A 24,600-nucleotide genomic window follows, 5' to 3' on the forward strand; every position below is an offset into this window, starting at 1 on the left:
GGCGCACCGCCTTGGGCACGGGCATGCTGCTCCCCGGACCAGCCGCAACAGGGGCGGCTGCGCACGACATTGGGAGACAGGATCATGATGAATCTCGGCACCCGGATCGCGGGTGTTGCGGCCGCGGCGGCGATCGCCTGGGCCGGGCAGGCCTCGGCGCAGCCGGCGGCGGACACCATCGCCGCCATCCGCGCCCGCGGCCAGGTCATCTGCGGCGTGTCGGTGAACGCGCCGGGCTTCGCGCTGCCGGACAGCCGCGGCGAGTTCCGCGGCCTCGACGTCGACACCTGCCGTGCGGTCGCCGCCGCACTGCTGGGGGATGCGACCAAGATCCGATTCGTCCCGAACACCACGCAGCAGCGCTTCACCATGCTGCAGTCCGGCGAGATCGACCTCCTGGTGCGCAACACCACCTGGACGCTCGCGCGCGAGAGTCAGCTCGGCCTCGCCTTCGCCGGCATCAACTTCTATGACGGCCAGGGCTTCATGGTGCGCCGCTCCTCCGGCGTCACCTCGGCGCGCCAGCTCGACGGCGCGACGGTCTGCGTGCAGCCCGGCACCACCACCGAGCTGAACCTCGCGGACTACTTCCGCACCAACCGCATGCGCTTCACCCCGGTGGTGATCGAGCAGGCGGAGGAGATCCGCGCCGCCTTCGTCGCCGGCCGCTGCGACGCCTACACCAACGACGCCTCCTCGCTCGCCTCCTTCCGCGCGACGCGCACGACGGATGCGAACGACTTCGTGCTGCTGCCCGAGATCATCTCCAAGGAGCCGCTCGGCCCGGCCGTGCGCAAGGGCGACTGGAAGTGGTTCGACCTGGTGCGCTGGACCCTCTACGCGCAGATCGCCGCGGAGGAACTCGGCGTCACCAGCGCGAATGTCGAGGAGATGGCGCGCACCAGCACCAACCCCGACATCCAGCGGCTGCTGGGTCGCACGGGCGACCTCGGCCGGTCGCTTGGCGTCGACAACGACTGGGCGGTGCGCGTCATCCGCCAGGTCGGCAACTACGCCGAGATGTACGAGCGGAACATCACCCCGATCGGCATCCCGCGCGGGGTGAACAACCTGTGGAACAATGGCGGGCTGCACTACGCGCCGCCGATCCGCTGAGTCGCAGGATGGGGGCGCGCCGACGCGCCCCCATCGACCGGCGCGCGCCGGCCTGTCGCGCCGGGAAGCCCCTTACCGGCCGGTGGCCGGCGTGATGACGTCGCCCCATGCGTTCCGCACCGCCACGGTCCGCGCCACGTGGCCGGCGGCGGCGCCGGTCGCGAAGACCTGCCCGACATTGAAGCTGCCGCCTACCGGCGCGCCGGGCTGCGGCGCAGCGGTGGCCTGCCCGCTGCGGAAGACGCCGATGAAGTTGGGGCTGTTGACCTGGTAGGTGTTCGGCTGCGCGCTGCCGGCCAGGGCCTGGCTGCAGCCGCCCGGCTGGCCGAAGACGGGGGCCACCGCGACCTCGGCACGCCGGTAGCCGAGATGCACGTTGGGTACCGGCACGCCCGATGTCGCATTCTGCGGCGGCAGCCCGATCCTGAAGCCGATCGACGTCGTGGTGGAGAAGATCAGCGGGTTGGACCTGCCATTCTCGGGCAATTGCCGGCCGTCCCAGCCGGTCGGCCGTTCCCGGATGCAGGCCGCGCCGGCGCTGCGGTCCTCCGCGGGCGGGGGCGCGTCGGCGCCACCCCTGGTGCCGGGCGTGGGCGCGTCCGCCGGTGCGGATGCCCGGGCGACGCTCGCGGCCGCCGGCCCCCCGGCGAAGACGGCGACATGCGCGACGGAGAGTGGGGCCACCACCGGGACGTCGTGCGCACCTGCCGCCGCGACCGCCGAGACGCGGCCGTCCTCGAACACCGGCTGCACGACGCCTTCGGTCCGGCTGAAGCCGATGTCCACATAGGGGTAGGGCGTCGATTCGATGGCGATGCCGATATTGTCCACCGTGGCGAAGGCGATGCGGTCGGAACCGATGCAGCCGCTCAGCAGCGGGCTGCCGGCGAGCAGCAGCAGGGCCGGGCGGGTCGATGCGATGGTCATGGTTCGGTTCCCTCCCGGGCCGCGCCGCCCCGCGGGCGGGCATCGGCCAGATCGCAGTCCAGGCAGTCGAGGCTGAGCAGCTGCTCGTCGCCGAGATGCACGCTGCGCTCCCGCGCCATGCCGACGACGATGCCGCTCGAGATCGTCGTCGCCAGGACGGCGACCCCTGCGACATCGACCCCTGAGACCGTCGCCGGCCGGTCCGCCGGCGGCACCGGCCAGGAGACATGGCCGATGCCGAGCGCATGCCGCCGCCCGGTGCCGTCGTCCCACACGATCCCGCAGGCTGCCGGAGCCACGCACAGCGTCGCCGTCAGCAGTCGCGGGAGGGGCCTCATGCGTGCACCCAGAATGCGCTCTCGGCGAATTCCTCGCCGTTCCACCAGTTCGCGCGGCCGGTGTCGCGGCGGAAATTGGTCGCGCCGGCCTGGCTCTGCAGCGGCGCGGTGACCTCGCCGGCAGGGTTGCGGCGGGCGCTGTCGGTGGCGGTCTCGGGCACGACGATGACGATGTGGCCGGACTTCCCGTCCTCCTTGCGGCGGGCGACGATCAGGCCGATGGCGCCCTGGTTCGCCGCTTCCTGCAGCTTGGTGGTGGTGCCCGTCCGGCGCCATCCGAACGCGGTTCCGAAATCATCCAGCCAGCGGAACAGGTCGTTGGCGCGCATCTCGCGGATGGTGTCGCCGATCAGCGGCTTGACCTCGCGGCCGGCGGCGAGGGCATCGAGCGCGCGCTGCGTCCACCAGACGCGCGGCAGGAAGGTGCCGGCGAGGAGGCAGAAGTCATGGGCGTAGATGTTGCAGAAGGTCTTGCCGCCGCCCGGCTGGTAGCGCCTGTGGGTGGAGCGGTCGACCGCCAGGTAGTCGATGATCTTCCCGATCTCGGTCACCAGTTCCTGCGGCGTGGTGCCGGTGCGTCCGGGCTGGTCGGGCTCGTTCAGCGAATGCGCGCCGGCGGGCGCGGTGCGCTTCGTCACCGTGCCTTCCCTGCGTGGCATGAACACGGCGACGACGCCGCGGGTGGGCGGCGCGGCGGCCGGGGCGACCACCGGAACCTCGGTCGCGCCGGGGGCCGGCACCAGCAGCTTCAGCGAGCAGAAGCCGTGGATGTTGGCACCCGACAGGCTCGTCTCGATCTCCAGGAAGCCGTTGACCGGCCTGCCGGTGACGGCGCGCACGATGTGCCCGTCCGGCAGATGGGCGACGACGTTCTTGCCCGGCGGGTCGCTCTTGCGCGGCTCGCTGCGCACGCGCAGCGGGGCTTCCAGCGTCTCGACCGCGAAGAAGGCACCTTGCGCGGCGACCGGGGTCGGCGGCGGCATGATGGCCGCACCGGGCGGTGGCGGCGCGATCGCGGGCGCGCCGCCGGGGCCCGCGACGGTATGGGCGAGGCGGACGAATTCGAAGACCTTCTCGCCGTAGAACTTCCTGCCGTCGAAATGGCCCTGCCTGAGCCCCTTGCCGGGCCTGAAGCCGCCGGTGTTGTAGGCGATGGCGACGAAGGCGAATTCCATGTCGCTGAGGCTCGCCTTGTTCTCGAAGCCGAGCTTGCGCAGACCGCGCTTCAGCTCGCCGAGGCACTGGGCGAGGGTGTCGCCGAAGGTCTCGTAGCGGCGCTGCAGGAAGTAGTCGGGATCCACCTTGAAGAACTGCAGGTCGCGCTGGAACACGCCGTAGCCGTGGCAGAACTTGTTCGGGTTCGCGGCGACGCCGGCGAAGCCGTTGATGTGGACCGCCATGTCCACCAGCGCCTTGCGGGCGATGTCGAACATCATCTGGCCCTTCGGCGCGGCGATCAGCTCGGCCTTGTTGCGCGGGAAGGCGCGGCGACCGGCGGTGTCGTCCAGCGTGTCGCCGACGCACAGGGCGAGGATCTGCGCCGTCGGCATGTTCTTGCGGCGCAGGGTGGACCAGATGTGCCCGGTTTCCTGGCAGGCGATGGCCACCAGCATGTCGACGTCGAAGGGTGTTCCGGCGATGGCGGCCGCGATCGGCGCCTGGAACTGCTCCTTGAACCAGCGGATGTCTTCGGCGGTAGGCATGGCCCGATCCCTCTCCTGGTTTTTATTCCTTATTCGCAATGTTATCACCGGCACGCCGAGGCGACCCGCATCACGGGAGCGGCCGCGCCGCGGTTCAGGGTGGGAAGTCGAAGAACAGCGCCGCGTCCTCGAGGCCCCCGATCCCGGCCGGCGCCGGGCGATCGGTGCGCAGCACGCGGCCCCGCGTCCTCTCCTCCAGTCGCTCGAGCAGGCTCGGCAGCGGCATGGAGGTCCAGCGTCGCTTCCGGGCGATCGCCTCATCCACCGGAATGGCGGCGACGCGCAGCCGCGCCATGGTCTCGAGGCCCTTTTCGCGCAGCGTCGCGTTGTGGCTGCCGTGGTGGCCGACCTTGTAGAAGACGCTGCGCGCGAGAAGGTCGGGGCCGCTGACGCGCCTGCCCTCGACCTCCCATTCCAGCTTCTCCCACGACAGCCAGTTGCCGACCTGCGCATCGGCCGCGAAGAGCAGCACCTCGCCATTGTCGAGTTCGATCGCGACGGCGAGGCTCGTGTTGTTGGTGTCGTGGTCGAGCCGCAGCGCCAAGTCCGCCGCGGCGTTCAGCCAGTCGCCATCGATGCGGCGCCAGGCCTCGCCCTCGCCGGCGCCGCCGGTGCCGTCCGACCAGTAGCGGTGGAACTCCGGCATCGCGCGCGCGACCTCCATCGGGATCGTCAGGCGATCGGCGAAGGGGCCGTCGGGCGGCGTCTCGCCGGAGGCGCCCATCATCGCTTCCATGGCGAAGCCGCCGAAGGCGAGGTCGTAGGTCTCGGGCTTCTTGCGGGATGGGTCGGAGCGGAGCAGCAGCGTCTCGTCGCGCGGCGGACCGAGGACGTAGAGCCGTGCGCCGGTGCCCGCGAGCAGGGTCGGCGCCTCTCCGGGCTCGGCGTAGCGCAGGCGGTCGGGCGGGACGAGCGCGCGCGCCGCGTCCAGCGCATCGGTGGTCGAGGCCCCGCCGCCGCCGACGCCGAAGAAGCCGAGCAGGCCCGTGACCTCCTCCGCGACCTCCGCCGCCCCGGCGAGGCGGAGTTGGTTGTCGGCGAGGCGCAGCGCGGCGAGCGCGAGATGGCGGTCGGCGGCGAGGCGCTTCGCCTGGAGGTCGGTCGGGGATTCCGTCCAGCCCATCCAGACCGCGCCGAAGGCGATGTCCTTGAAGGCCTCCTGCGCCTGCATGAAGCCGGAGACATGGTCCCAGTGCTCATGCGTGACGAGCAACAGGTCGACCCGGCCGCCGCTGACCTGCGCGATGTCGGCGACGACGTCCTGCATCTTCTCCTTCGCGCCCGGCGTGCCGAGCAGCACGCCGCAGTCGATCATGATGCGGAAGGCATCGCCCTTGCCATCGCTGCGCGGCAGCGTCACCAGGAAGCAGTCGCCGAGGCCCTGGCGGTACATGCGGATGCGGACCTGGGCGGCCGCATCGGATGCGGCGCGGCGGCGGCGGGGCGCTGCGGCGGTCCTGGGGGCGGCTTGGCGCCGGGTGCCGCTGCGGGCGGTTCTGGCCATGGGCGCCTCCTGCTCAATGATGGCCGTGGAGCATGGCGAAGGGTGCGCGCCGGCTGCCGGCATCGCCGAAGTAGTTGGCGTGCAGCGAGTCCCCGGGCGGCTTCGCCGCGAAGGCCGCCTGTGTCGCGATCCGGTCGGCATCGGCGACGCGCTTGCGGATCAGGTAGCGCGCGGCACCGGTTTCGAGATCGAACAGCAGCGTGCAGCCACCGCGGTAGCGCAACCAGGGTTGCGCATCCGGGCGCCAGGTCTGGGTGAGCTCGACGACGAGGTCCGCCTGCATCTGGCCGTCGGGCCCGACGCGGCGCGCAGGCCGGACGGAGTGCACCTCGATGGGGCGCAGCTTGCCGGCAATGTCGTTGCCGGCCCTGTCCTTGATCGTGCACGGGCCGACCTTGCGCGTCAGGCCGAGCATGCGGAGATCGTCCTCCGAGACGCTGCTTCCCGAGGTGAGCAGCCTGTGCAGCAGGCGGGCATTCTGGCGCGACCCGCGATGGACGGCCTCGCGATCCACCGAGAGGTCCCAGGACAGGTCCATCTGCCTGAGCACGGTCCTGACGTCGCCGCTGAACTGGTCGGGTGGCGGTTCCCACACCACGCTGTCGGTGGCGAGCTGTCGCACGCGATGGGGATAGATGCCGCGGTCGCGGAAGGCCGAGACGAGCGCCACGCGGTAGCCGTGCGGATCTTCCGGCACCAGGTCGCGGTCGGCGGTGATGAGCGCGCGCAGGTACTCGCCGAAGGTGATGTCCACCGGCGGGCAATAGTCGAGCGCACGGATGCACATGCCGAGGAAATGGCCGGCGACCTTGCTCGCCTCGACGGCCAGGCGATTGACCAGGTCCTGCGGGATGTCGCCGGCCTGCAGCACGCCGGTGCCGCCGGTCGCGAGCCGCACCAGATCGGCGCCGCGGCGGCGATAGACCTGGAGGAAGGCATCGAAGACGGCGGCAACCATCACGGCGCCGCGGTCGTGCGCTTCCCTGGCGTTGGCGTAGTCGGTGCGCTCGGGCTTGCGGGCGACCCAGATCCTCTGCCCGTCCGGCCCCAGCTCGTATTCGCCATTCGGCCCCTTCCTGTAGTCGCCGATGAAGCTGCGCAGCGCGCCGTGACCCCGGGTGGCGTGGCCGAACTGCTGGGCCAGCTCGCCGAGCAGGCTCTGCTGGCGGAGGTCGCCGCGGGTGCGCGCGACCTGGTGGCGCAGCGCCTCCGGCATGGTGAAGTGCTGGAACAGGGCGACGATGTCGGCGAAGGCCTCGTGGAAGGCGAAGACGTCCGGATTGGTCGGCTCGCGGAAGCGGCGATGCAGGCCGTCGAGCAGCGCGTGGGTCGTCTCGTGCGCGACGACGTCGTGCGAGAGGCAGGTGAAGACCAGGCCGCCCGGGATGTTGTCGCCGGCATTCTCCGCCCTGGCCTGGAAGTAGCCGAACAGCAGCGCCTTGCGGTCCGGGCTGTAGAAGGCGTTCTCCGCGCGCAGCGCGTGCGGGTAGATGCGCAGGCGCGGGACGAACTGCTCCTCGAGCCCATTCGCGGTCTTCACGATGCGCGGCGCCCAGAGCGCGACGCGGCCGAGGGCGCGCTCGAAATGGCCGATGGTCTTCATCGCCACCGCATAGGCCATCTGCTGGTGGAAGCGCGGATCGGCCTCGGACGGGCGCAGCCCCGCGGTGGCGAGCAGCTCCGGCCGGTTCAGGTCGACCGGCGCATAGCAGGCGCGGCTCGGCGGATCGACATCCACCACTTCCACCAGGCCGCCGACCGGGCCCGGCGCGAGCTCCTCCCACGGGATCTCGATGGCGGCCTCGTTGATGTCGAGGGTTTCGAGGCGCGCGCCGATGCTCGGGTCGAAGGCATAGACGCGCAGCCGGCGGGTGGCCGGCGTCGGCACCGCGGGCGCCATGGCGTGCCGCAGCCGCGTCTCCACGATGGCGCCGCCCGCCGGCAGGGGAGGCGGAGGCGCGCCACGAACGGCGCGGGCGCCCGCACCGAGCAGCGCCGTGCGCAGCGCCTGCGAGGCGCGCGGGTCCGCGCCCAGCGCCTCGGCGATGCGGCGCTGCTGCACGGCGTCGAGCGGCGCTTCCGGGTCTTCCGGCAGCAGCGCCTCGATCGCCGCGCTCTGCGAGAGTTGCAGCGCTTCGAGTTCCAGCATGCGCTGGCGCGGATCGACCGGCGCGGCGGCGACGCCGAGCCCCGTGAGGATGCGCAGCACGGGGAAGGAGGCGCTGTCCGCTTCCTGCCGGACGAGCTGGGTGGCCGGCAGCGGCGCCCGGCGCAGCGCCTCACGCGCGCGGAGGCGGCCGGCGCCGAGGCGCTTCGCGTCGCCCGGCGCGGCGCTGTCGAGGATGGCGCGGCGCGTCGCCTCCGCGCGCATCCAGCCCTGCGGATAGGCGGCGAGAGCGGCGTGATGCCGCGCGATCCACATCGCGGCCGCCGCCGCGACCTGCGGCGTCGCGGAGGAGGTCCCGGCACCGTCGCCATCGACGATGGCAGGGCAGCCGAGCCGCGCCCAGGGGAGGTTCGGCGTGCAGGCCGCCACCGCGGTCGCCATCTTCTGTGCCGGGCCGTAGTTGCCGGCCATCCTGTCGAGCCCGAGATCGGCATAGGGCATGCCGTCGGCCATCACCCCGCAGGCCGCGAGGACGCGGCCGAAGCGCGCCGGATAGACGATGTGGCGCGTCGGCAGGTTGCCGAAGTTGTTGCCCGCCGCGGCGACCATGACGACGCCGCGCTCGTAGAGCGCGTTCACCGCCTCCGCCCAGGCCTGGGAGGCGATGCCGCCCATGCTGAGCGTGATGACGTGGACGAAGCTCGCCGGATCGGCGCAGAGCGCATGCACGTGGTCGAGAGCGCGCGCGATCGCGCTGTTGCGGAACAGCACGACGCGGTCGGCGACGCGGATCGGCACCACCTCGGCAAAGGGCACGGCGCCGACGCGGCGGCCGGCGAGGATGCCGAGCGTGCCGGTGCCGTGCCCGAGTTGCGTCAGCACGCCTTCGGTGATGTCGGCGGCGTCGTTGGGGCGGTCCGCCTCGACGAAGTTCCGTTGCAGGTCGAGGCGCAGCCGGGCCGGAACCTCGTCATGCGCCGGGTCGTAGCCGGTATCGAGATGCGCGACGCGCACCGTCGCCGGGGAGCCGCCGGCACCGTCGAAGGCTCCGTCGAACTGCGAATGATCGGCGTCGCGGTACCACAGCGGCGTGGTCCCGCTCGGGAAGCGCGGGTCGAACGGCGCGCCCGCGGCCGGGCAGCCGGCGCCGAGGGCGAAGGCCTGGCTGGTGTCCTTTCCGAAGATCCACCGCTGGGTCAGGTCCGGCTCCGCGAAGGCCGGCGCAGGCGCGCCGGCAACGCCGAACCCGTCGGTCAGCAGCGCATGACAGAGATCCCAGGAGGACATCGGCGCGGCCATGAGAGGTGCGTGCAACACGAACCATTGGGCCGCGGCGGCGGGCGCGACGCCCGGCCCGGCGGCGGTGGGGCCGATGCTGCGGAAAAGAGGGGTAGCGGTGACCTCCGGGAGATCCGCCCCCATCGCCAGACGAAAGGAGCGCGGCACGGCCGCCGCCTTCACGAGGAGGACTGGACCGGCATCCTGCTCCATGGCTCGACCTCCCACTCGGTCGCGACGACGCCTGCCCGTCACACCGCCGGATTCCCGGCCCAGGCCCAGTCGAACCCGGTTCCGGGTCCGTGAATGTGCGATGGCGCACACCAGATCGCGCCAGGGTAGTGGGGACGTGCCGGCTTCGCGTCCTCGTCGATTTCAAGAGTGCAACAGTTGCGCTGCTGGTGCAAAATGATTCCTCATCGGAACTGAATTTCCGCACCGGACCCTGGGGAGCACGATCCATGATGATCCGCGGCGCTTTCCTGCTGGCCGCCGCCTTCCTGCCGGCGAGGGCGCTGGCGCAGGCCGAGACCTTCGCAGGGCAGCTTCCGCCGGAGGCGCTGGCCTCGGCGACCTCGACGGTGCTCATCCTGTTCCTCATCGCGGTGCTGCTGGAATCCGCGCTCGCCGTCCTGTTCAACTGGCGGCCCTTCGTGGAAACCTTCAACGCGCGCGCGACGCGGCCGCTGCTGGCCTTCGTGGTGGCCTACGTCTTCGTCGCCACCTTCCAGTACGATGCGGTCACGGCGCTGGTGAACGCGGTGCGCAGGACGCCGCAGCTTCCGATGCCGCAGATGCTCGGACAGGTGATGACGGCGGCGATCCTCGCCGGCGGCAGTTCGGGCGTGAACACCCTGCTCGTCTCCCTCGGCTTCCGCGAAGTGCGGACGCCCGCGACCGAGTTGCCGAAGGTGCCCCCCGATCGCGCCTGGGTCGCCATCAGCGTCGAGCAGGAGCGCACGGCGGGGCAGGTGCTGGTGCTGATCGGCAAGCCCCCCGCGGAGGGCGCGCCGGCGACCGAGGGGCTGGCGCTCGCCGGCGTGATCCCCGGCGGCCCTCGCGGTTCGGGGGGCGCGCTGCGGCGGTTCTTCCTGCGCGACGTGAACCGCTTCCCGCCCTTCGGCGGCTACCAGGTCCCCTCCGCCGAGCCGTGCCGGATCGTTCTCCGCGGACGGGCGAAGAAGGAGGAGGGCGGGGAACCCATCGTCTCGGCGCCGCTCGATTTCGTCCCGGCCAAGGGGGCCATCATCGACCTCGCCATTCGGCTCTGACGCGGGGCCCGGCTGCCTGCCGACGGCACTGCGGTATCGACGTAGTGCTTTCCGTCGATCACACGCATTCGTCATCTTCGTGACAAGAAACACAAATCACGCGCGCAGTCGCCGATCTTCTTGCAACCGACTTTGTGGTTTCGCTAACGTGCCGATCCTGACGAGCCGATCTTCCGGTCGCAGTCAGAACCCGGCGCCGTGGCGGCAATGCGCTGTTGCCGCCTCCGGTCATCCGGGGTGCCTCGACCGGGCCGCGACCCTTGGACGAAAACCCGCGCGCGAAGCGCCATCGAGGGGAGGAAGCAGGCATGCCAGTGCGGCCCACCTATCCTGGCGTCTACATCGAGGAAATCCCCTCAGGCATACGCACCATCGTCGGCGTCTCGACATCGGTCGGCGCCTTCGTGGACGGCTTTGCCCGCGGGCCGGCCAATGTTCCCGTGCAGGTCTTCGGCATGGCCGACTTCACGCGCGAGTTCGGCGGGCTGCACCGCGACAGCCCGGGCAGCTACGCGGTCCGCCAGTTCTTCGAGAATGGCGGTTCCGAGGCCTTCATCGTGCGCGTCGTGCGCACCGGCAGCGGGGTCGCGGCGGAGAACGGCGTCGCCGCCACCATCGTGCTGCAGGACGCCGCCGCGGCCAACCAGCTTCGCGCCACCGCGGGGCGGCGCGTGCGTGGCGTCAGTGCCGAGGACCACGGCTTCTGGGGCAACAACCTGCATGTCGAGGTCGACTACGACGCCGCCGATCCGACGGCGCAGTTCAACCTCACCTTCACCGAGGTCGTCGAGGCCGACGGAAGGCGCCAGACGCTGCGCACCGAGACCTACCGCAACCTCACCCTCGCCGAGGGGCTGGCGAACAGCGCGATCGACGTGGTGAACGAGGGCTCGCGCCTGGTGCAGCTCTCGCGCGATGCGGGCTTCCCGGCGATCGGCACGCCGCCGGCGCGGCCGGCGGCGAACGGGCATCTCTCCGGGCCGCTCGCGGCGGTCAGCGGCGGCGGGACCTCGCTTGCGCTGACGGTGAACCTGAACGGCCGGCCGGGCGGCCAGGCCACGGCGATCACCGTGGCGAAGGCGGCGGGCGCGGCCTGGGCGGATGTCCGCGCCGCGCTCGAACTCGCCATCCGCGACGTCGCGCGCACCAGCACCACCGTCGCGCCGGCGGATCGCGGCTACTACGACGGTGCGACGGTGCGGCTCATCGGCGCCGGCACGGCAGGCAGCCCCTTCCGCTTCCACATCGTGCCCGGGCGGCAGATGCTCGGCTTCCAGGCCAATACGCGCTTCGCGTTCAGCGGCGCCAATGCGGCGGCGGCGAATGACGACGGCCTGCGCCTGACGCCCGCCGCCGGCGCGACGATCGCCGATGCGCTCTACCGCCTCGGAAGCGGCCAGGACGGCACCCTGCCGGTGCCGGATGCCGCGCTGATCGGGGTCGAGGCGAACAAGACCGGCATCTACGCGCTCGAGGATGTCGACATGTTCAACATCCTCTGCCTGCCGCGCGCGGCCGATCTCGGCGCCGACCAGATGCGCGCGGCCTACGCCGCCGCGACGACCTACTGCGAGCGCCGCCGCGCCATGCTGCTGATCGACGTGGCCGAGAGCGTGCGCGACCTCGACAGCGCGGTGGCCTGGACGACGGCCAACGCGAACCTGCGGCACCGCAATGCGGCGGTGTATGTCCCGCGGCCGCGCATCCCCGATCCGCTCAACGGGAACCGGCCGCGCAGCGTCGGCGCCTCCGGCACCATCGCCGGGCTGTGGGCGCGCACCGACGGGTCGCGCGGCGTGTGGAAGGCGCCGGCGGGCACGGATGCGCGGCTGCGCAACGTCGACAGCCTCACCTACCTGCTGACCGACCTGCAGAACGGCGTGCTCAATCCGCTCGGCGTGAACGCGCTGCGGGTCTTCCCGATCTACGGCGCGGTGTGCTGGGGCAGCCGCACGCTGGAAGGCGCGGATGCGCTCGCTTCCGACTACAAGTACGTGCCGGTGCGCCGCTTCACCCTGTTCCTGGAGGAGAGCCTCTACCGCGGCACGCAATGGGTGGTGTTCGAGCCGAACGACGAACCGCTCTGGGCGCAGATCCGGCTCAACATCGGCGCCTTCATGCAGTCCCTGTTCCGCCAGGGCGCCTTCCAGGGCACCACGCCGCGCGAGGCATACTTCGTCAAGTGCGACCGCGAGACGACGACGCAGGACGACATCAACCGCGGCGTCGTCAACATCGTGGTCGGCTTCGCGCCGCTGAAGCCGGCGGAATTCGTCATCCTGCGCATCCAGCAGATGGCAGGCCAGATCCAGACCTGACGCGCCGGGCGCGCGATCCACCATCCCGGAGGGGAAGGCCATGGCCCAGTTCACCGTCAACGCCCAGCGCTTCGATCCCTACAAGAACTTCAAGTTCCGGGTGCGCTGGGACGGCCGCTACGTCGCCGGCGTGTCCAAGGTGGGCGCGCTCAAGCGATCGATCGAGATCGTCGAGCATCGCGAGGGCGGCGATCCCTCGCTCACCCGCAAGTCGCCCGGCCGCGCCAAGTACGAGCCCGTGACGCTCGAACGCGGCGTGACGCACGACACCGAATTCGAGGCCTGGGCCAACAAGGTGTGGAATTTCGGCTCGGGCCTCGGCGCCGAGGTTTCGCTCAAGGATTTCCGCAAGGACATCATCATCGAGCTGATGAACGAGGCCGGGCAGATCGCGCTCGCCTACAAGGTCTATCGCTGCTGGGTGAGCGAGTTCCAGGCGCTGCCGGATCTCGACGCCAATGCGAACGCGGTCGCGATCCAGATGATCAAGCTCGAGAACGAGGGCTGGGAGCGCGACTACGACGTGGCCGAGCCGTCCGAGCCCTCCTTCAACGAGCCCTGAGCGGGGCGGCCATGGCCGCGACACATGACATCCTGCTGCTCCACGGCCTGGCCGCGGAGGCGACGCCGCGCCGCCGGGCGCGGCTGCGCAGCATGACCGGCGCGGAGGAGGAGGGCTGCGTCGCCGCCGCGGAGCAGGGGCTGCCGGTGCGTGTGGCGCTGTCCCGGCTGATCGCCGGATGTGTCGAACGCCTCGGCGACGCCCCGATCGCGGAGGAGGATGCCGAGGCGCTGTCGATCGGCGACCGGGAGACGCTGGCGCTCGCGATCCGCGCCGCCTCCTTCGCGGGGCCGATGCGCGCGCGGCTGGCCTGCACGGCCTGCGGCGAAGCGCTCGACCTCGCGCTCGGTCCGCGGGAGCTGCTCGCGCCCGCGACGCCGGCCGCGCCGCGGCTGGAACTGGGTGGGGTGCGGCTGGCCTTTCGCCCGGTGACGGCACGGGACCAGGCGGCCGTCGCGGATCTGGCCGGCGAGGAAGCGGCGGGCGCCGCGATGCTCTCCCGCTGCGTGACGATTGAGGATGACGGCGACATCACGGCCTTGCCGCGGCCGGCGCAGGAGGCGACCGCGGCGCATCTCCTCGCCCTCGATCCGATGGCCGAGACCCTGCTCTCCTGCGTATGCCCGGCCTGCGGCGCGGTGGTGGAGGGCAGCCTCGACGCCGGCGCCTTCCTGGTGGAGGAGATCGCGCGCCGCGGTCCGGCGCTGGCGCGGGAAGTGCTGCTCATCGCGCGGGCGACGGGCTGGGGCGAGCAGGCGATCCTCGCCATGCCGCGGCAGCGGCGCCTGCGCTACGCCGCGCTGCTGGGGGGAGAGGCGCCATGAGCCTGGCGCGCCTTGCCCGGCTGGCCTGGCGCGGCGCGCAGCCGGTGGCACGCGGCGAAGCACTGCACCCCAGCTTCGATCCGGTCGCCGCGCTGGATGCCGCGCAGCCCATGCCGCCGCAGTCTGCTCCTGCCGAGCGCCGCTCGGCGGTGCCCCTGGCGGTACCGCGCGCGCCGGGGCTGCCGGTGCACGAGGCCGCGTCGCAGCCGCGTCCCGCCCTGCCGATCGCTTCGCACGCGATTCCGGCCGATGGCCGGCAAGGTCCCGTCGCGGCCCCGTCGGCGGCCGTGGCGGCGATGCCCATCCCGGGTCCGCCAATGGTGCCGGTGGCGCCGGCGACTGATGCTGCGGTGACGCCGCCGGAGGCATCGCCGGTCGCGAGCCCCGGCGCCGTGCCAGGGCCGGGCGTCGCTCCGCTGCGGACGGCCATCGCGCCGCCGGTCGTGGCCGCACATGGTGCGGTTGCCGCAGCATCGCCGCCGCCGGACCAGGCCGGTCGGCGACCCGCGGAGGTCGCGGCCGCCGCGGCGCCGCCCGGCGCTCCGCGGCTTCCTGCGCGGGTGGTGCCGGCTCCCGCGTCCGTGCCGCCTCCTTCCGCTGCTCCCTCGGCGGCGCAGGAAGCAACCGCGCCAGACATCCATATCGACCGCATCGAGGTGGTCATGGCGCCGCCGGCGCCGCGCCCGCCACGTCCCGCACCTGCACCGACGCCACAGGCGGCGCCGCCGGATCGTGGCTTCGCCCGCTACGCCGCCATGCGCAGCGCGCGCGACCGCGGGGGCTGGTAGCGATGTCGGGGCACCTGGCCATCGCCGGCGCCTCCCGCACGCTCCGCACCCTGCTGCGCGACCGCATGACGCGCGCGGCGGACATCTCGCTCGCGCCGCCGGACGTCACGCCGAGCGGATCCAACGGGCTGCGGGTGAATCTCTACCTGCTGCATCTTGCGCCGAGCCCGCATCTGGCGAACCTGCCGCCGCGGCCGGATGCGCAGGGCCGTGTGCCGTTCCGGCCGCCACTCGGGCTTGACCTGACCTATCTGCTCACCACCCACGCGCAGGACGAACAGGATCCGGCGGCGGAGATCGACGCGCAGGCCGCACTCGCCGATGCGCTCGCGGTGCTGCACGAGAATGCGGTGATCACCACCGGGCTGCGGGTGCGCGGCGCCGCCGTGCCGGACGCGCCGCAGGGCACGCCGGTGATGGATGCCGCGCTGCTGGCGCAGACGGAGCGGCTGACGCTCACGCTGCGCCATGCCGAGCTGTCGGAGTTGACGCAGATCTGGTCGGCGCTGAACACCTCGCCATTGCGGCGCGGCGTGCTGCTCGGCGTCTCGGTGGTGGAGATCGCGGCGCGCGTCACGCGGCCGGTGCCGCAGCCGGTGCAGGAACGGCGCATCTATCTCCAGCCCTTCCGTCCGCCGCTCATCCTCGATGCCTGGCGCACCGGCGCGACGGGCGAGCGGCGCGTGCGCATCGGCGACACGGTGACGATCGAAGGCGAGAACCTCCGCGCGCCGCGCACGCTGGTGCAGTTCGGCACGCTGCCGCCGGTGGAGGTGACGCCCGATCCGACGGGGCGCATCATCACCCCGGCGATCCCCGACGATGCGGCGTTGCAGCCCGGGGCGCTGGGCGTGCGGGTGATCGCCGAGCGCGAGCCGGCGGGCGTCGGCGGCGGAGCGGCGCCGGATCGCGGACAGCCGGTCGCCGGCATGCCGGTGCCGCCGCAGCCGCAGCATCTCTCGGACACCGCGACGCTGCTGCTGCTGCCGCGGGTGACGGGCGCGAGCATCGTCGCTGCCGGTGGCGGGCTCGCCCAGCGCCTGCGCATCACCGGGGAGCGGCTGCTGGTGCCGCGCGCGGCGACGCTGGTCTTCGTCGGCGAGCGCGTAGCCGCTGTTGCCGTGCCGCCACCACCGAACACCACCGCCGCGCCAACGCCGACGGCGGTGGAGGTGAGGCTCGCGGAGCTGGCAGCGACACCGGCGGAACTTGCCGGCCTGCCGGTGCGGGTGCGCGTCAACGGTGCCGAGAGCGCCGATGCGGTGAACCTGCCATGAACGCGCCGCTGCCCGATGCGAACCAGGCCTGGCGCCACGGCAACGACCGCCACGTGGCGGCGATCGTCGCGGCGTGGCGGCTGCGCCTCGCGGCGCATCTCGCACCGGAGGAGACGCCGGGCTTCGCCGCCGACATCGCGGCACAGGCAGCGGAACGCGAGGCGGCGGAGCAGGTGCTCGCCGAAGCCGGCCGCGTGCCCGCCTTCGCCGCCGTCGCCGAGCGCTGCGGACTGGACGGCTTCGAAGCGGAGGTCCTCGGGCTCTGCCTCGCCGCCGAGCTGGATGCGGACTGCGCCGCGCTGCTGCGCCGCGCGGCGGCCGCCGGCGGCTTCCCAACGCCGGGGCTGGCGGCCGCGTTGTGCGGGCCAGGGGCGCCGTCGCGCATGCTCGCCTTCGCGCCGACCGCACCGCTGGTCGGCTTGCGGCTGCTCGAGGTCGAGGCGCAGGCGCCGCTCGCCGCCGCGGCGCTGCGCCTGGCGCCGCGGGTGCGCGACTTCCTGCTCGGCCTCGATCGGCTCGATGCGGCGGCGGAGTTCCTCAAGCCGATGCCGGCGATCGAACTGCCGCACGCGCTTGCGGATCTGGCGGGGAGGGCCGCCGCGGCATTGGCCGGCGGGGCACGCATGGTCGGGCTGGTCGGGCCGGTGTCGGCCGGGGGTGCAGCGATCGGCGCGGCGGCGATCCGTGCCGCCGGGCTGACGCCGCTGCGGATCGAGGGCGGTGCCGCGCCCGCCGATGCCGACGCCGCGATCCGGCTGGCGGCGCGGGAAGCGGCTCTGTCCTGCCTCGGCTTCGTCGTGGAGCAGCGCGGCGCCGAGGACCCGCTGTTGCGCCGTCCACCTGCGCCGATGGTGGTGCTGGCGCGCGACGCGGCGGCGCTGCCCGTCGGCATGCCTGTCTTCCCGGTCACGGCGCCGAGCCTCGCCGCGCGCGCGGCGCTGTGGCGCGCGGCGGCGCCGGGCCTGCCGGCGGTCGATGCCAGGCGGCTCGCCCGGCAGTTCGACCTGCCGCCCGAGGCCATCGCCCGCGCCGCCGCGGCAGGGCCGACGGCGATCTGGTCACGGGCGCGGGAAGCGGCGGCGCCGGTGCTGGCCGAACTCGGCGAGCGCATCCTGCCGAGGGCCGGCTGGATGGACCTGGTCCTGCCGGAGGAAGCCATCGCAGCCCTGCGCGAGATCGTCGCGGCGGCGGAGACGCGCGAGAAGGTCGAGGACCGCTGGGGGCTCGCCTCGAATTCCGCGCGCGGACGCGGGCTGGCCGTGCTGCTTTCGGGGCCGTCCGGCACCGGCAAGACGCTGGCGGCCGAGGTGCTCGCCGGCGCCTTGGGACTGGAGCTGTTCCGCGTCGACCTCGCCGGGCTGGTGTCCAAGTGGATCGGCGAAACCGAGAAGAACCTCGCGCGCGTCTTCGACGCCGCCGCCGCGGGCGGCGCGGTGCTGTTCTTCGACGAGGCCGATGCGCTGTTCGGCAAGCGCAGCGAGGTGAAGGACAGCCACGACCGCTACGCCAATGTCGAGGTCGCCTACCTGCTGCAGCGGATGGAGCAGCATCGCGGCGTCTCCATCCTCGCGACCAATCTGCGCGGCAATCTCGACCAGGCCTTCCTGCGCCGGCTGCGCTTCGCGGTGGACTTTCCCTATCCGGACGAGGCGGCGCGGCGCGCCATCTGGGCGCTGCATCTGCCGAAGCGCGCGCCGCGCGGGGCCGATCTCGACCTCGACGCGCTGGCGCGGCTCGACCTGCCGGGCGGGGCGATCCGCAACGTGGTGCTGAACGGCGCGGCGCTGGCCGCAGCCGCCGGGACCGCGATCGGCATGGAGCATCTGGCCGCGGCCGCGCGGCGCGAATTCGCGAAGCTCGGGCGCCTTGCGGGAGGCTTGCGATGACCCGGCGCGTGACCATCGGGACGCTGCGCATTACCGGGCTCGCCGGCGCCGCGCCGACGCGCGCCGAGGTGGAGGCGGCGGTGCGTCGCGCGCTGGCGCAGCGCGTGCCGGAGCAGGCGCGGCCCGGTGCGTGGCGCGTCGCGCAACCTGCCGGCGCGACGCTCGACCAGGCGGCGGGCGCGGCCGCCCAGGCGGCCTTCGGAGAACGGCGATGAGGGCGAGCGACAGCCACGTGCTCGCCGCGCCGCCGCAGGCCGCGCCGCCCGCCTTCCGCATCGGCGCGCCGGACGATGTCGCGGAGCACGAGGCGGACGCCATGGCGGATCGCGCGCTGTCCGGCGTGCTGCGCCGGCGATGCGCCCGCGGTGGGCATGAGGATGCGCGGCTGCGGCGATCCGGCGCGGCCGCCGTTTCGGCAGAGGCGCCGCGCGCCGTCGGGCGTGCCCTGCAGGGCCCCGGCAGGGGACTTGAAGCGGCAGATCGCGGCTTCTTCGGCACGCGCATGGGTGCGGCCTTCGACCGGGTCCGCGTGCATGCCGGGCCGGAGGCCGACCAGGCTGCGCGCAGCGTCGGGGCGCGGGCCTTCGCGCTCGGGCACCATCTGGTCTTCGCGCAGGGCGAGTACCGGCCGCGCGACCCCGGCGGACGGCGCCTGCTCGCGCATGAGCTCGCCCACACCCTGCAGTCCGGCATGGTCCTGCGGCGCGAGGACGGGCCGGAGACCGGGACGAAGAAGGAGAAGAAGGACGGCGACGTGCTCACCGAGGGGCTGAAGATCGTCGCCGAGCAGGCGGCGAAGAAGGAGGAGGTCAAGAAGAAGGTCATCGAGCCGCTCGAGAAGGAGGCGAAGAGCCGCTGGGAGGAGCTCGGCACCGGCGGCAAAGCCGGCGTCATCGGCTTCGGCGCGGCGGGCTGGGGCATCGGCATCGGCACGCTGCTCAGCACCGAGAAGGGGCGGCAGACGCTGTCCGGATTCAACCTCCTCGCGCCCACGGCGCTGGTGCCTGGCTGGCCGGTCACGAGCTTCAGCTTCAAGCCGCCGGAGGGCGGAACCGGCCCCTATTCCTTCAAGCTCGAGTTCGACGGCACGCGGCTGCTCGATGCGCTGCGGCCGGAGGGATCCAAGGCGCCGATCGCGAGCCTGTCCTTCGATGCCGCCTGGACGGTCGATCCATCGAACGACCAATGGGTGGCGAAGACGCTGAAGGCCAAGATCGGCATCGTGCCCGGCATCACGCTGACGGGCGGGCTGACCGAGGGCCCCTTCCTGACCGCGCCCTTCCCGGTGCGGACGGACGAGGGCGACTGGATCACGCCGATGCGCTCGCTGCCGGCGCCGGAGGGGGAGAAGGACAAGCGCCCGAACATCGGCGGCATGCTGACCATCGACTTCGTCAAGGCCCCGATCCTGCCCCGCAGGGTGCGGGAGTTCCTTGGCGGCGCACCGGAGCGCAAGCCATGAGATGCCAGGAAGCCCTGCCGCAGCGTGCGGCCGCGGCGGCCGCGCCGCCCGCCTTCCGCGTCGGCCGCGCCGACGATGCCGCCGAGCACGAGGCGGACGCCATGGCCGATCGCGCCCTGTCCGGCGTACTGCGCCGCAAATGCCAGGCCTGCGAGGAAGAGGAGAAGAAGCTCTCGCGCAGCGCCGATGGCGGCGGCGTGGCGGGGGACGCCTCCTCGGCCGTCGGCGCCGCGCTGTCGGAGGCCGGACGGCCGCTGCCCGCGGGCGAGGCCGCCTTCTTCGGCACGCGCCTCGGGGCGGGTCTCGACGGCGTGCGCGTGCATGACGGGCCGTCCGCGGACCGCGCTGCGCGCAGCGTGGGCGCGCGCGCCTTCGCGCTCGGCAACCGGATCGTCTTCGCGCGCGGCGAGTATCGCCCGCAGCAGGCGGAAGGGCGCCGCCTGCTGGCGCATGAGCTCGCGCATGTGGCGCAGGAGGGCGGCGCGACGCTGCGCCGGCAGCCGGCACCGCGGCCACGCACCCATGTCTTCGAGGAGCAGGGCGTGACCACCTTCGTCCGGCCATCCTGCGCGACGACGGCGGGCTTCTCCTTCCAGATCATGGAGGATGCGATCCGCATCGCGATCGACACCATCATCAACGACGACTGCATCGAACCGACGCGCCGGCGTGCCATGACGGCGAATATCCGCCGGCACGGGCTCGACTTCCGCTGCGCCGATTCGGCGAACCTGCAGAATGTCGGCGCCTGTGCCGAGGCGACCGGATTCTCGATGCCCGCCAACATCTTCACGGTCGGCACGGCGGCGCTGGGGGCCGCGGCCTGCGGTCCGCTCGCCGGCACGGTGATGCACGAGATCATCCACGTCGTGCGTGGCGCGGCGGGCGAGGAATTGCCGCGGTCCTGCGAACTCTCCTGCTTCGGCTTCGACCGTGGCGGCGCGAATGCGGAGCTGTGCCGCGACATCGACGTGTTCGGGCGCCGGAGGGCGGCGGCATGAGGACCGCCGCCATCCAAGGCCCCGCGGCACCTGCGCCGCAGGTCGCGGCGTTCCGCATCGGCGCGGCGGACGACGCTGCCGAGCGCGAGGCCGATGCGATGGCCGACCGTGCCCTCTCCGGCGTCCTGCGCCGCAAGTGCCGGGCCTGCGAGGAGGAGGCGAAGCTGTCGCGCAGCGCCAGCGGCGGCGCCATCGCGGCGAGCGCGGGCCAGGCGGTGGGTGCGGCGCTCGCCGCGCCGGGCAGGCCGCTTGGCGCCGCGGAGGCCGGCTTCTTCGGCGGCGCCTTCGGCCGGCCGCTCGATGGGGTCCGCCTGCATGATGGTGCCGTGGCCGATCGCGCCGCGCGCAGCGTCGGCGCGCGCGCCTTCGCGTTGGGCAACCACGTGGTCTTCGCGCAGGGTGAGTACCGGCCATCGGAGCCCGGCGGACGCCGGCTGCTGGCGCATGAGCTCGCGCATGTCGCGCAGGACCGCGGTGGCGTGTTGCGGCGCTTCACCCGCGACGAGCGGAGCGACATCTCCACGCTGGAGGAGGTGATCGAACAGGCGGAGGATCGGGCCGATTCCAGCGGTGCCCTCGGCATGATGCGCTGGGGGCGGTTCGTCGCCGCGAATGGCGGCAAGGGCGGCTGGGAGGCGCTGACCAGTGCCGATTCCGGCAGCACCGCTCGGACCAATCGCCGCCGCTACCTCTTCACCTGCGGCTGCGGGCTGATCGACATGCGGCACTTCTATCAGCTCATGTATTCGGGCCTGCTCGAAGGCAACGAGGACGCCGTGGAGCGCGGGCGCGAGCACGAGGAAACCGCGGAGGAGACCAGCCGCTTCGCGCCGGAGGATACGCCGAGCAACGCGCTCGGCGCCTATTTCGGATCGGAGCAGGGCTGGGCGCAGCGCCAATCGGTCTTCGTCGCGAACCTGCGCAGCTTCCTCTCGCTCTGCGAGCCGATCGACTTCTGGGCGATGCCGGCGGCGGAGCGCAACACCGTCCTCGACTGGTATGCGGTGGATGGCAGCAGCGCACCCGCCCATCCGAACGAGGAAGCGTCGCCGAACATGCCGGGCACGCTGCCTTCCTGCGCCGGTCGCGATCGCTTCCCCTTCGCCCTGGCCGGCGAGGGTGGCGTGTTCAACCGCATCAACAACCCGCTGGACGAGACATGACCGGCTTCCCCGGATCCCCGCGCACGCTGAAGGGGGCGATCGTCGCCTATGCCTTCCCCGATCTCGTGCCCTCGGTGGTGGTGTTCCAGTACAATCCGGAGACGCTGACGCGCAGCCTCTCGCCGCGCACCTCGCAGGGTGGTGGCACGGAACCGCAGCGCGCGGACGGCCCGCCTGAGGAATCGATCTCGCTGACCATGGAGATCGACGCGGCGGATCAGCTGGAGAAGGCCGATCCGCTCGCGGTCTCGGTCGGGCTGCATCCGGTGCTGGCGGCACTGGAAGGCCTGCTCTATCCGCCACTGCCGCTGGTGATCGCCAACCAGGCCCTGTCGCTGGCGGGCGGTGCCTTCATCGCCGGCGAGCCGGTGCCGATCGCGCTGCTGATCTGGGGGCCGGCGCGCGTGCTGCCGGTGCGCGTGGAATCGATCTCGATCACCGAGCAGGCCTTCGATCCCAACCTCAACCCGATCCTCGCCAAGGCGGATGTCTCGCTGAAGGTCCTCACCTATCGCGAACTGGAGCCGAGCAGCCCGGCCTACTGGGTCTACATGGCGTCCTTCACCCAGAAGGAGGTGATGGCCGCGCTCAACCTCGCAACCGGCACCGGGCTTCTCGGTGTGCGGCTGCCGATCTGACGGAGGGTGGCGATGTTCGACCGCGGCAGCCGCTATGAAGCCGTCCCGGACGCGACCTACGTCACGAAGGACGGGCGCGCCATCCGCCACAAGCGGCTGCGGCTGATCCCGCCGCCCGGCGGCGCGGCCGAGCATGTGCTGCGGCAGGAGGAACGGCTCGACCGCGTCGCCTTCGCGTGGTTCGGCGATGCGCGGCAATGGTGGCGCATCGCGGATGCAAACGACGCGCTCGACCCCGCCGAGCTCGAGGCCGAGCCTGGCCGCCTGCTCGCCATTCCGGCGCCGGGGCGCTGAGCGCATGCCCTTCACGCCCGCCTTCTTCCAGGTCCGCCTCGGCTTCGCGCCGCTGCCCGCGCCGTTGCTGCGCGCGCTGGAGGGGATCGAGGCGGAGTGCAGCGTGGACCGCGCCTCCATCCTGCGGCTGCGCTTCCGGCTGAAGCGCAATTTCATCGGCGATCTCGACCCGCCGATCACCGACATCTTCCGTCCGAACCTGCCGGTCTCCGTCGCCGTGGCGGCGGGGCTGCCGATCCCGGAGGTACTGCTCAACGGCTATGTGCGGGAGGTGCGGCAGAGCGGCGCCGGCGCGCGGGAAGGCACGACGGCCGAAGTGGTCGCGCTCGATGCGACGGCGACGATCATGAACCTGATCCAGCAGCCGATGCCGCATCCGAACCTCGATCCGGCGACGATCGCGTCGATCATCTTCGGCCGCTACGCCATCCGGCCCTTCCCGGTCCCCACGGCACCGACGCGCACGGTGCTCGACACCACCACCATGCAGCGGGCCACCGATGCGCGGATGCTGCGGGAGATGGCGCGCGCCCTTTCCTACGAATGCTATCTGCAGCCCGATCCGGTCACCGGTCTCGACATCGGCCACTTCCACCCGCCGATGACCAGCCTGCCGCAGCAGGGCGTGCTGAGCGTGGATTTCGGCACCGCGACCAACCTGCACGACTTCACCACCGGCTACGACGGGTTGGCCGCGACCAGCACGATCTCGGTCGGCGTCGACCCTTCGACGGGCGTGCCGTTGCCGGCACCCGCCATGGCATCCGTGCAGCCGCCGGAAGGGCTGGAACCGACGCTGTTCCGCACCATCCCGCCGCCCATCACGCGCCCCACCGCGCGCGACGCGGCCAATCCGGCCGAGCTGTTCCGGCAGAACCAGGCGATCGTCGATCGCTCCTCACGGTCCCTGACAGCGAGCGGGCGCGTCGATGCGATCAAGTACGGGCGTGTGCTGCGCCCGGGGCTTCCCGTTCTCGTGCGCGGTGCCGGGCGCGCGATGAGCGGCAAATGGTACGTCTCCGCCGTCAGCCACAGCATCTCGACCGCCGCCTGGACGCAATCCTTCCAGGCCAGCCGCAATGCCGTGGGGCTGACCGGCACCGAGATCTTCGTCGACCCCCTGGGGATGGTGTGAGGAGAGGCAATGCCCGTCACCCTTGATGAACTTGGCCTGGACACCGGCCCTGTCAGCGGGTCGGATCGCTTCTACGGCAAGTATCGCGGCCAGGTCGCCAACGTCACGGACCCGCTGCAGCAGGGCCGCATGCAGGTGATGGTGCCGGAAGTGCTCGGCGAGATGATGAGCGGCTGGGCCGTGCCCTGCGCGCCCTATGTCGGGCCGCTGTCGGGCTTCTTCTCGATCCCGCCGGTCGGCGCCTCGGTCTGGGTGGAATTCGAGGCCGGCGATCCCTCCCGCCCGATCTGGACCGGCGGCTGGTGGCCGGCCGGCACCATCCCGGTCTCGCCGGCCGCCGGCCCTGCCCAGCCGACGACGCGCATCTGGCGGACGGAGACCGGGCTGACGGTGCAGATGGACGACCTGGCGCAGACCATCACCATCAGCGACGGCCTGAAGCTGCACATGGTCGAGCTCAGCGTGCCGACGGCGACGGTCACGGTGAAGGGCGCGGCGCGCGTGGTGTCCGAGGCGCCGATCGTGCAGCACGGCTCGGGCAATGCGCCGCATCCGCACGTGAAGGGGGACCTGCTGCTCGCCTATCTCGGCCAGCTCGTCGGCATGCTGCAGCTCCACATCCATCCCGGCGAGATGGCCGGCGGCGTGCTCCCGGTCACGCCCGCGCCGCCGCAGCCGGTCTTCCCGATCCCCCCGGCCAGCATGCTGTCCACCAAGGTGTTCCTGGAGTGAGCGATGGGTGAGATCACCGGCGGAAGCCTCAGCCCCTGGGCCAACAGCATCGCCTTCGAGATCGAGAAGGCGATGAACGAGCTGCTCCTCGCCGACGGGCTGCCGAGCCTGCCGAGCGACGATTCCGACGCGACGCGCGACCGCCGCCGCTTCTTCTGCGCCATCGGCCGCGGCGTGGCGCGCCACCTGGCGGCGCGGCGCGCCTCCTTCGAGATCGACGTCGACGAAAGCGCGACCGACGTCTTCCGCTTCCCCGCATTGACGAGCGACTGACGC

Annotated in this window: 22 protein-coding genes; 17 read left to right on the plus strand and 5 right to left on the minus strand. The window is 72.4% G+C overall.

Annotation, left to right across the window (positions count from 1 at the left end; all coding sequences use genetic code 11):
- Positions 1 to 84: 84 nt before the first annotated feature.
- Positions 85 to 1,116, plus strand: a complete 1,032-nt coding sequence (locus GXW74_RS06600; protein ID WP_246523010.1) for an amino acid ABC transporter substrate-binding protein — start codon at positions 85 to 87, stop codon at positions 1,114 to 1,116.
- 72 nt (positions 1,117 to 1,188) lie between these two features.
- On the opposite strand, the gene GXW74_RS06605 is transcribed toward GXW74_RS06600, so the two are convergent.
- The 5 genes from GXW74_RS06605 to GXW74_RS06625 all read right to left on the minus strand — a co-directional run bounded on the left by GXW74_RS06605 (position 1,189) and on the right by GXW74_RS06625 (position 9,186).
- The gene (locus tag GXW74_RS06605; protein ID WP_211845690.1) at positions 1,189 to 2,043 is read right to left on the minus strand and encodes a hypothetical protein; all 855 of its coding nucleotides are present in this window, start codon (positions 2,041 to 2,043) and stop codon (positions 1,189 to 1,191) included.
- Positions 2,040 to 2,381: a hypothetical protein gene (locus GXW74_RS06610; protein WP_211845691.1), complete on the minus strand. Its 342-nt coding sequence runs from the start codon at positions 2,379 to 2,381 to the stop codon at positions 2,040 to 2,042. Before GXW74_RS06610 ends, GXW74_RS06605 begins: the two co-directional genes overlap by 4 nt.
- Positions 2,378 to 4,084, minus strand: a complete 1,707-nt coding sequence (locus tag GXW74_RS06615) for a hypothetical protein (RefSeq protein WP_211845692.1) — start codon at positions 4,082 to 4,084, stop codon at positions 2,378 to 2,380. The genes GXW74_RS06610 and GXW74_RS06615 overlap by 4 nt, the downstream gene beginning before the upstream one ends.
- Before the next feature lie 94 nt (positions 4,085 to 4,178).
- The gene (locus tag GXW74_RS06620) at positions 4,179 to 5,588 is read right to left on the minus strand and encodes an MBL fold metallo-hydrolase (protein WP_211845693.1); all 1,410 of its coding nucleotides are present in this window, start codon (positions 5,586 to 5,588) and stop codon (positions 4,179 to 4,181) included.
- Positions 5,589 to 5,601: 13 nt separating this feature from the next.
- Positions 5,602 to 9,186 (minus strand): S8 family serine peptidase, encoded by a 3,585-nt coding sequence (locus GXW74_RS06625; RefSeq protein WP_211845694.1) that lies wholly within the window; start codon positions 9,184 to 9,186, stop codon positions 5,602 to 5,604.
- A gap of 248 nt (positions 9,187 to 9,434) precedes the next feature.
- On the opposite strand from GXW74_RS06625, the gene GXW74_RS06630 reads away from it, so the two are divergent.
- The 16 genes from GXW74_RS06630 to GXW74_RS06705 all read left to right on the plus strand — a co-directional run bounded on the left by GXW74_RS06630 (position 9,435) and on the right by GXW74_RS06705 (position 24,597).
- The gene (locus tag GXW74_RS06630; RefSeq protein WP_211845695.1) at positions 9,435 to 10,244 is read left to right on the plus strand and encodes a hypothetical protein; all 810 of its coding nucleotides are present in this window, start codon (positions 9,435 to 9,437) and stop codon (positions 10,242 to 10,244) included.
- A 308-nt stretch (positions 10,245 to 10,552) separates the two neighbouring features.
- The gene (locus tag GXW74_RS06635) at positions 10,553 to 12,562 is read left to right on the plus strand and encodes a phage tail sheath family protein (RefSeq protein ID WP_211845696.1); all 2,010 of its coding nucleotides are present in this window, start codon (positions 10,553 to 10,555) and stop codon (positions 12,560 to 12,562) included.
- Between the two features lie 40 nt (positions 12,563 to 12,602).
- Positions 12,603 to 13,124 (plus strand): phage tail protein, encoded by a 522-nt coding sequence (locus GXW74_RS06640; protein ID WP_211845697.1) that lies wholly within the window; start codon positions 12,603 to 12,605, stop codon positions 13,122 to 13,124.
- A gap of 11 nt (positions 13,125 to 13,135) precedes the next feature.
- Positions 13,136 to 13,948: a T4 family baseplate hub assembly chaperone gene (locus GXW74_RS06645; RefSeq protein WP_211845698.1), complete on the plus strand. Its 813-nt coding sequence runs from the start codon at positions 13,136 to 13,138 to the stop codon at positions 13,946 to 13,948.
- Complete coding sequence (locus GXW74_RS06650; protein ID WP_211845699.1) at positions 13,945 to 14,736, plus strand: hypothetical protein; 792 nt, start codon at positions 13,945 to 13,947, stop codon at positions 14,734 to 14,736. The genes GXW74_RS06645 and GXW74_RS06650 overlap by 4 nt, the downstream gene beginning before the upstream one ends.
- A gap of 2 nt (positions 14,737 to 14,738) precedes the next feature.
- On the plus strand, positions 14,739 to 16,013 hold the full coding sequence (locus GXW74_RS06655) for a DUF4255 domain-containing protein (protein WP_211845700.1): 1,275 nt from the start codon (positions 14,739 to 14,741) through the stop codon (positions 16,011 to 16,013).
- Positions 16,010 to 17,899, plus strand: coding sequence for an ATP-binding protein (locus tag GXW74_RS06660; RefSeq protein WP_211845701.1), 1,890 nt, complete (start codon positions 16,010 to 16,012; stop codon positions 17,897 to 17,899). Before GXW74_RS06655 ends, GXW74_RS06660 begins: the two co-directional genes overlap by 4 nt.
- A complete protein-coding gene (locus GXW74_RS06665) occupies positions 17,896 to 18,114 on the plus strand; it encodes a hypothetical protein (RefSeq protein ID WP_211845702.1) in 219 nt (72 codons plus the stop codon). Before GXW74_RS06660 ends, GXW74_RS06665 begins: the two co-directional genes overlap by 4 nt.
- Positions 18,111 to 19,361, plus strand: a complete 1,251-nt coding sequence (locus GXW74_RS06670) for an eCIS core domain-containing protein (RefSeq protein WP_211845703.1) — start codon at positions 18,111 to 18,113, stop codon at positions 19,359 to 19,361. The genes GXW74_RS06665 and GXW74_RS06670 overlap by 4 nt, the downstream gene beginning before the upstream one ends.
- Positions 19,358 to 20,362, plus strand: a complete 1,005-nt coding sequence (locus GXW74_RS06675; protein ID WP_211845704.1) for an eCIS core domain-containing protein — start codon at positions 19,358 to 19,360, stop codon at positions 20,360 to 20,362. Before GXW74_RS06670 ends, GXW74_RS06675 begins: the two co-directional genes overlap by 4 nt.
- Positions 20,359 to 21,525: an eCIS core domain-containing protein gene (locus GXW74_RS06680; protein ID WP_211845705.1), complete on the plus strand. Its 1,167-nt coding sequence runs from the start codon at positions 20,359 to 20,361 to the stop codon at positions 21,523 to 21,525. Before GXW74_RS06675 ends, GXW74_RS06680 begins: the two co-directional genes overlap by 4 nt.
- The gene (locus GXW74_RS06685; RefSeq protein WP_211845706.1) at positions 21,522 to 22,163 is read left to right on the plus strand and encodes a hypothetical protein; all 642 of its coding nucleotides are present in this window, start codon (positions 21,522 to 21,524) and stop codon (positions 22,161 to 22,163) included. Before GXW74_RS06680 ends, GXW74_RS06685 begins: the two co-directional genes overlap by 4 nt.
- Before the next feature lie 12 nt (positions 22,164 to 22,175).
- Positions 22,176 to 22,457: a hypothetical protein gene (locus GXW74_RS06690; protein ID WP_211845707.1), complete on the plus strand. Its 282-nt coding sequence runs from the start codon at positions 22,176 to 22,178 to the stop codon at positions 22,455 to 22,457.
- A gap of 4 nt (positions 22,458 to 22,461) precedes the next feature.
- A complete protein-coding gene (locus GXW74_RS06695; RefSeq protein WP_211845708.1) occupies positions 22,462 to 23,592 on the plus strand; it encodes a hypothetical protein in 1,131 nt (376 codons plus the stop codon).
- A 9-nt stretch (positions 23,593 to 23,601) separates the two neighbouring features.
- On the plus strand, positions 23,602 to 24,324 hold the full coding sequence (locus tag GXW74_RS06700; protein WP_211845709.1) for a phage baseplate assembly protein V: 723 nt from the start codon (positions 23,602 to 23,604) through the stop codon (positions 24,322 to 24,324).
- Positions 24,325 to 24,327: 3 nt separating this feature from the next.
- Entirely contained in the window at positions 24,328 to 24,597 is a 270-nt protein-coding gene (locus GXW74_RS06705; RefSeq protein ID WP_211845710.1) for a hypothetical protein, read from the plus strand.
- The last annotated feature ends 3 nt before the right edge of the window (positions 24,598 to 24,600 follow it).

It is taken from the genome of Neoroseomonas eburnea (genome assembly GCF_018129005.1).
Classification (GTDB): domain Bacteria; phylum Pseudomonadota; class Alphaproteobacteria; order Acetobacterales; family Acetobacteraceae; genus Neoroseomonas; species Neoroseomonas eburnea.

What these genes read in the sequence shown, in the direction of transcription:
- GXW74_RS06625 (WP_211845694.1), bottom strand. Translation starts at nt 9,186, where the DNA reads ATGGAGCAGGATGCCGGTCCAGTCCTCCTCGTGAAGGCGGCGGCCGTG.
- GXW74_RS06700 (WP_211845709.1), top strand. Translation starts at nt 23,602, where the DNA reads ATGCCCGTCACCCTTGATGAACTTGGCCTGGACACCGGCCCTGTCAGC.
- GXW74_RS06665 (WP_211845702.1), top strand. Translation starts at nt 17,896, where the DNA reads ATGACCCGGCGCGTGACCATCGGGACGCTGCGCATTACCGGGCTCGCC.
- GXW74_RS06660 (WP_211845701.1), top strand. Translation starts at nt 16,010, where the DNA reads ATGAACGCGCCGCTGCCCGATGCGAACCAGGCCTGGCGCCACGGCAAC.
- GXW74_RS06645 (WP_211845698.1), top strand. Translation starts at nt 13,136, where the DNA reads ATGGCCGCGACACATGACATCCTGCTGCTCCACGGCCTGGCCGCGGAG.
- GXW74_RS06620 (WP_211845693.1), bottom strand. Translation starts at nt 5,588, where the DNA reads ATGGCCAGAACCGCCCGCAGCGGCACCCGGCGCCAAGCCGCCCCCAGG.
- GXW74_RS06695 (WP_211845708.1), top strand. Translation starts at nt 22,462, where the DNA reads ATGCCCTTCACGCCCGCCTTCTTCCAGGTCCGCCTCGGCTTCGCGCCG.
- GXW74_RS06630 (WP_211845695.1), top strand. Translation starts at nt 9,435, where the DNA reads ATGATGATCCGCGGCGCTTTCCTGCTGGCCGCCGCCTTCCTGCCGGCG.
- GXW74_RS06650 (WP_211845699.1), top strand. Translation starts at nt 13,945, where the DNA reads ATGAGCCTGGCGCGCCTTGCCCGGCTGGCCTGGCGCGGCGCGCAGCCG.
- GXW74_RS06675 (WP_211845704.1), top strand. Translation starts at nt 19,358, where the DNA reads ATGAGATGCCAGGAAGCCCTGCCGCAGCGTGCGGCCGCGGCGGCCGCG.
- GXW74_RS06605 (WP_211845690.1), bottom strand. Translation starts at nt 2,043, where the DNA reads ATGACCATCGCATCGACCCGCCCGGCCCTGCTGCTGCTCGCCGGCAGC.
- GXW74_RS06635 (WP_211845696.1), top strand. Translation starts at nt 10,553, where the DNA reads ATGCCAGTGCGGCCCACCTATCCTGGCGTCTACATCGAGGAAATCCCC.
- GXW74_RS06640 (WP_211845697.1), top strand. Translation starts at nt 12,603, where the DNA reads ATGGCCCAGTTCACCGTCAACGCCCAGCGCTTCGATCCCTACAAGAAC.
- GXW74_RS06610 (WP_211845691.1), bottom strand. Translation starts at nt 2,381, where the DNA reads ATGAGGCCCCTCCCGCGACTGCTGACGGCGACGCTGTGCGTGGCTCCG.
- GXW74_RS06615 (WP_211845692.1), bottom strand. Translation starts at nt 4,084, where the DNA reads ATGCCTACCGCCGAAGACATCCGCTGGTTCAAGGAGCAGTTCCAGGCG.
- GXW74_RS06680 (WP_211845705.1), top strand. Translation starts at nt 20,359, where the DNA reads ATGAGGACCGCCGCCATCCAAGGCCCCGCGGCACCTGCGCCGCAGGTC.
- GXW74_RS06655 (WP_211845700.1), top strand. Translation starts at nt 14,739, where the DNA reads ATGTCGGGGCACCTGGCCATCGCCGGCGCCTCCCGCACGCTCCGCACC.
- GXW74_RS06685 (WP_211845706.1), top strand. Translation starts at nt 21,522, where the DNA reads ATGACCGGCTTCCCCGGATCCCCGCGCACGCTGAAGGGGGCGATCGTC.
- GXW74_RS06690 (WP_211845707.1), top strand. Translation starts at nt 22,176, where the DNA reads ATGTTCGACCGCGGCAGCCGCTATGAAGCCGTCCCGGACGCGACCTAC.
- GXW74_RS06705 (WP_211845710.1), top strand. Translation starts at nt 24,328, where the DNA reads ATGGGTGAGATCACCGGCGGAAGCCTCAGCCCCTGGGCCAACAGCATC.
- GXW74_RS06600 (WP_246523010.1), top strand. Translation starts at nt 85, where the DNA reads ATGATGAATCTCGGCACCCGGATCGCGGGTGTTGCGGCCGCGGCGGCG.
- GXW74_RS06670 (WP_211845703.1), top strand. Translation starts at nt 18,111, where the DNA reads ATGAGGGCGAGCGACAGCCACGTGCTCGCCGCGCCGCCGCAGGCCGCG.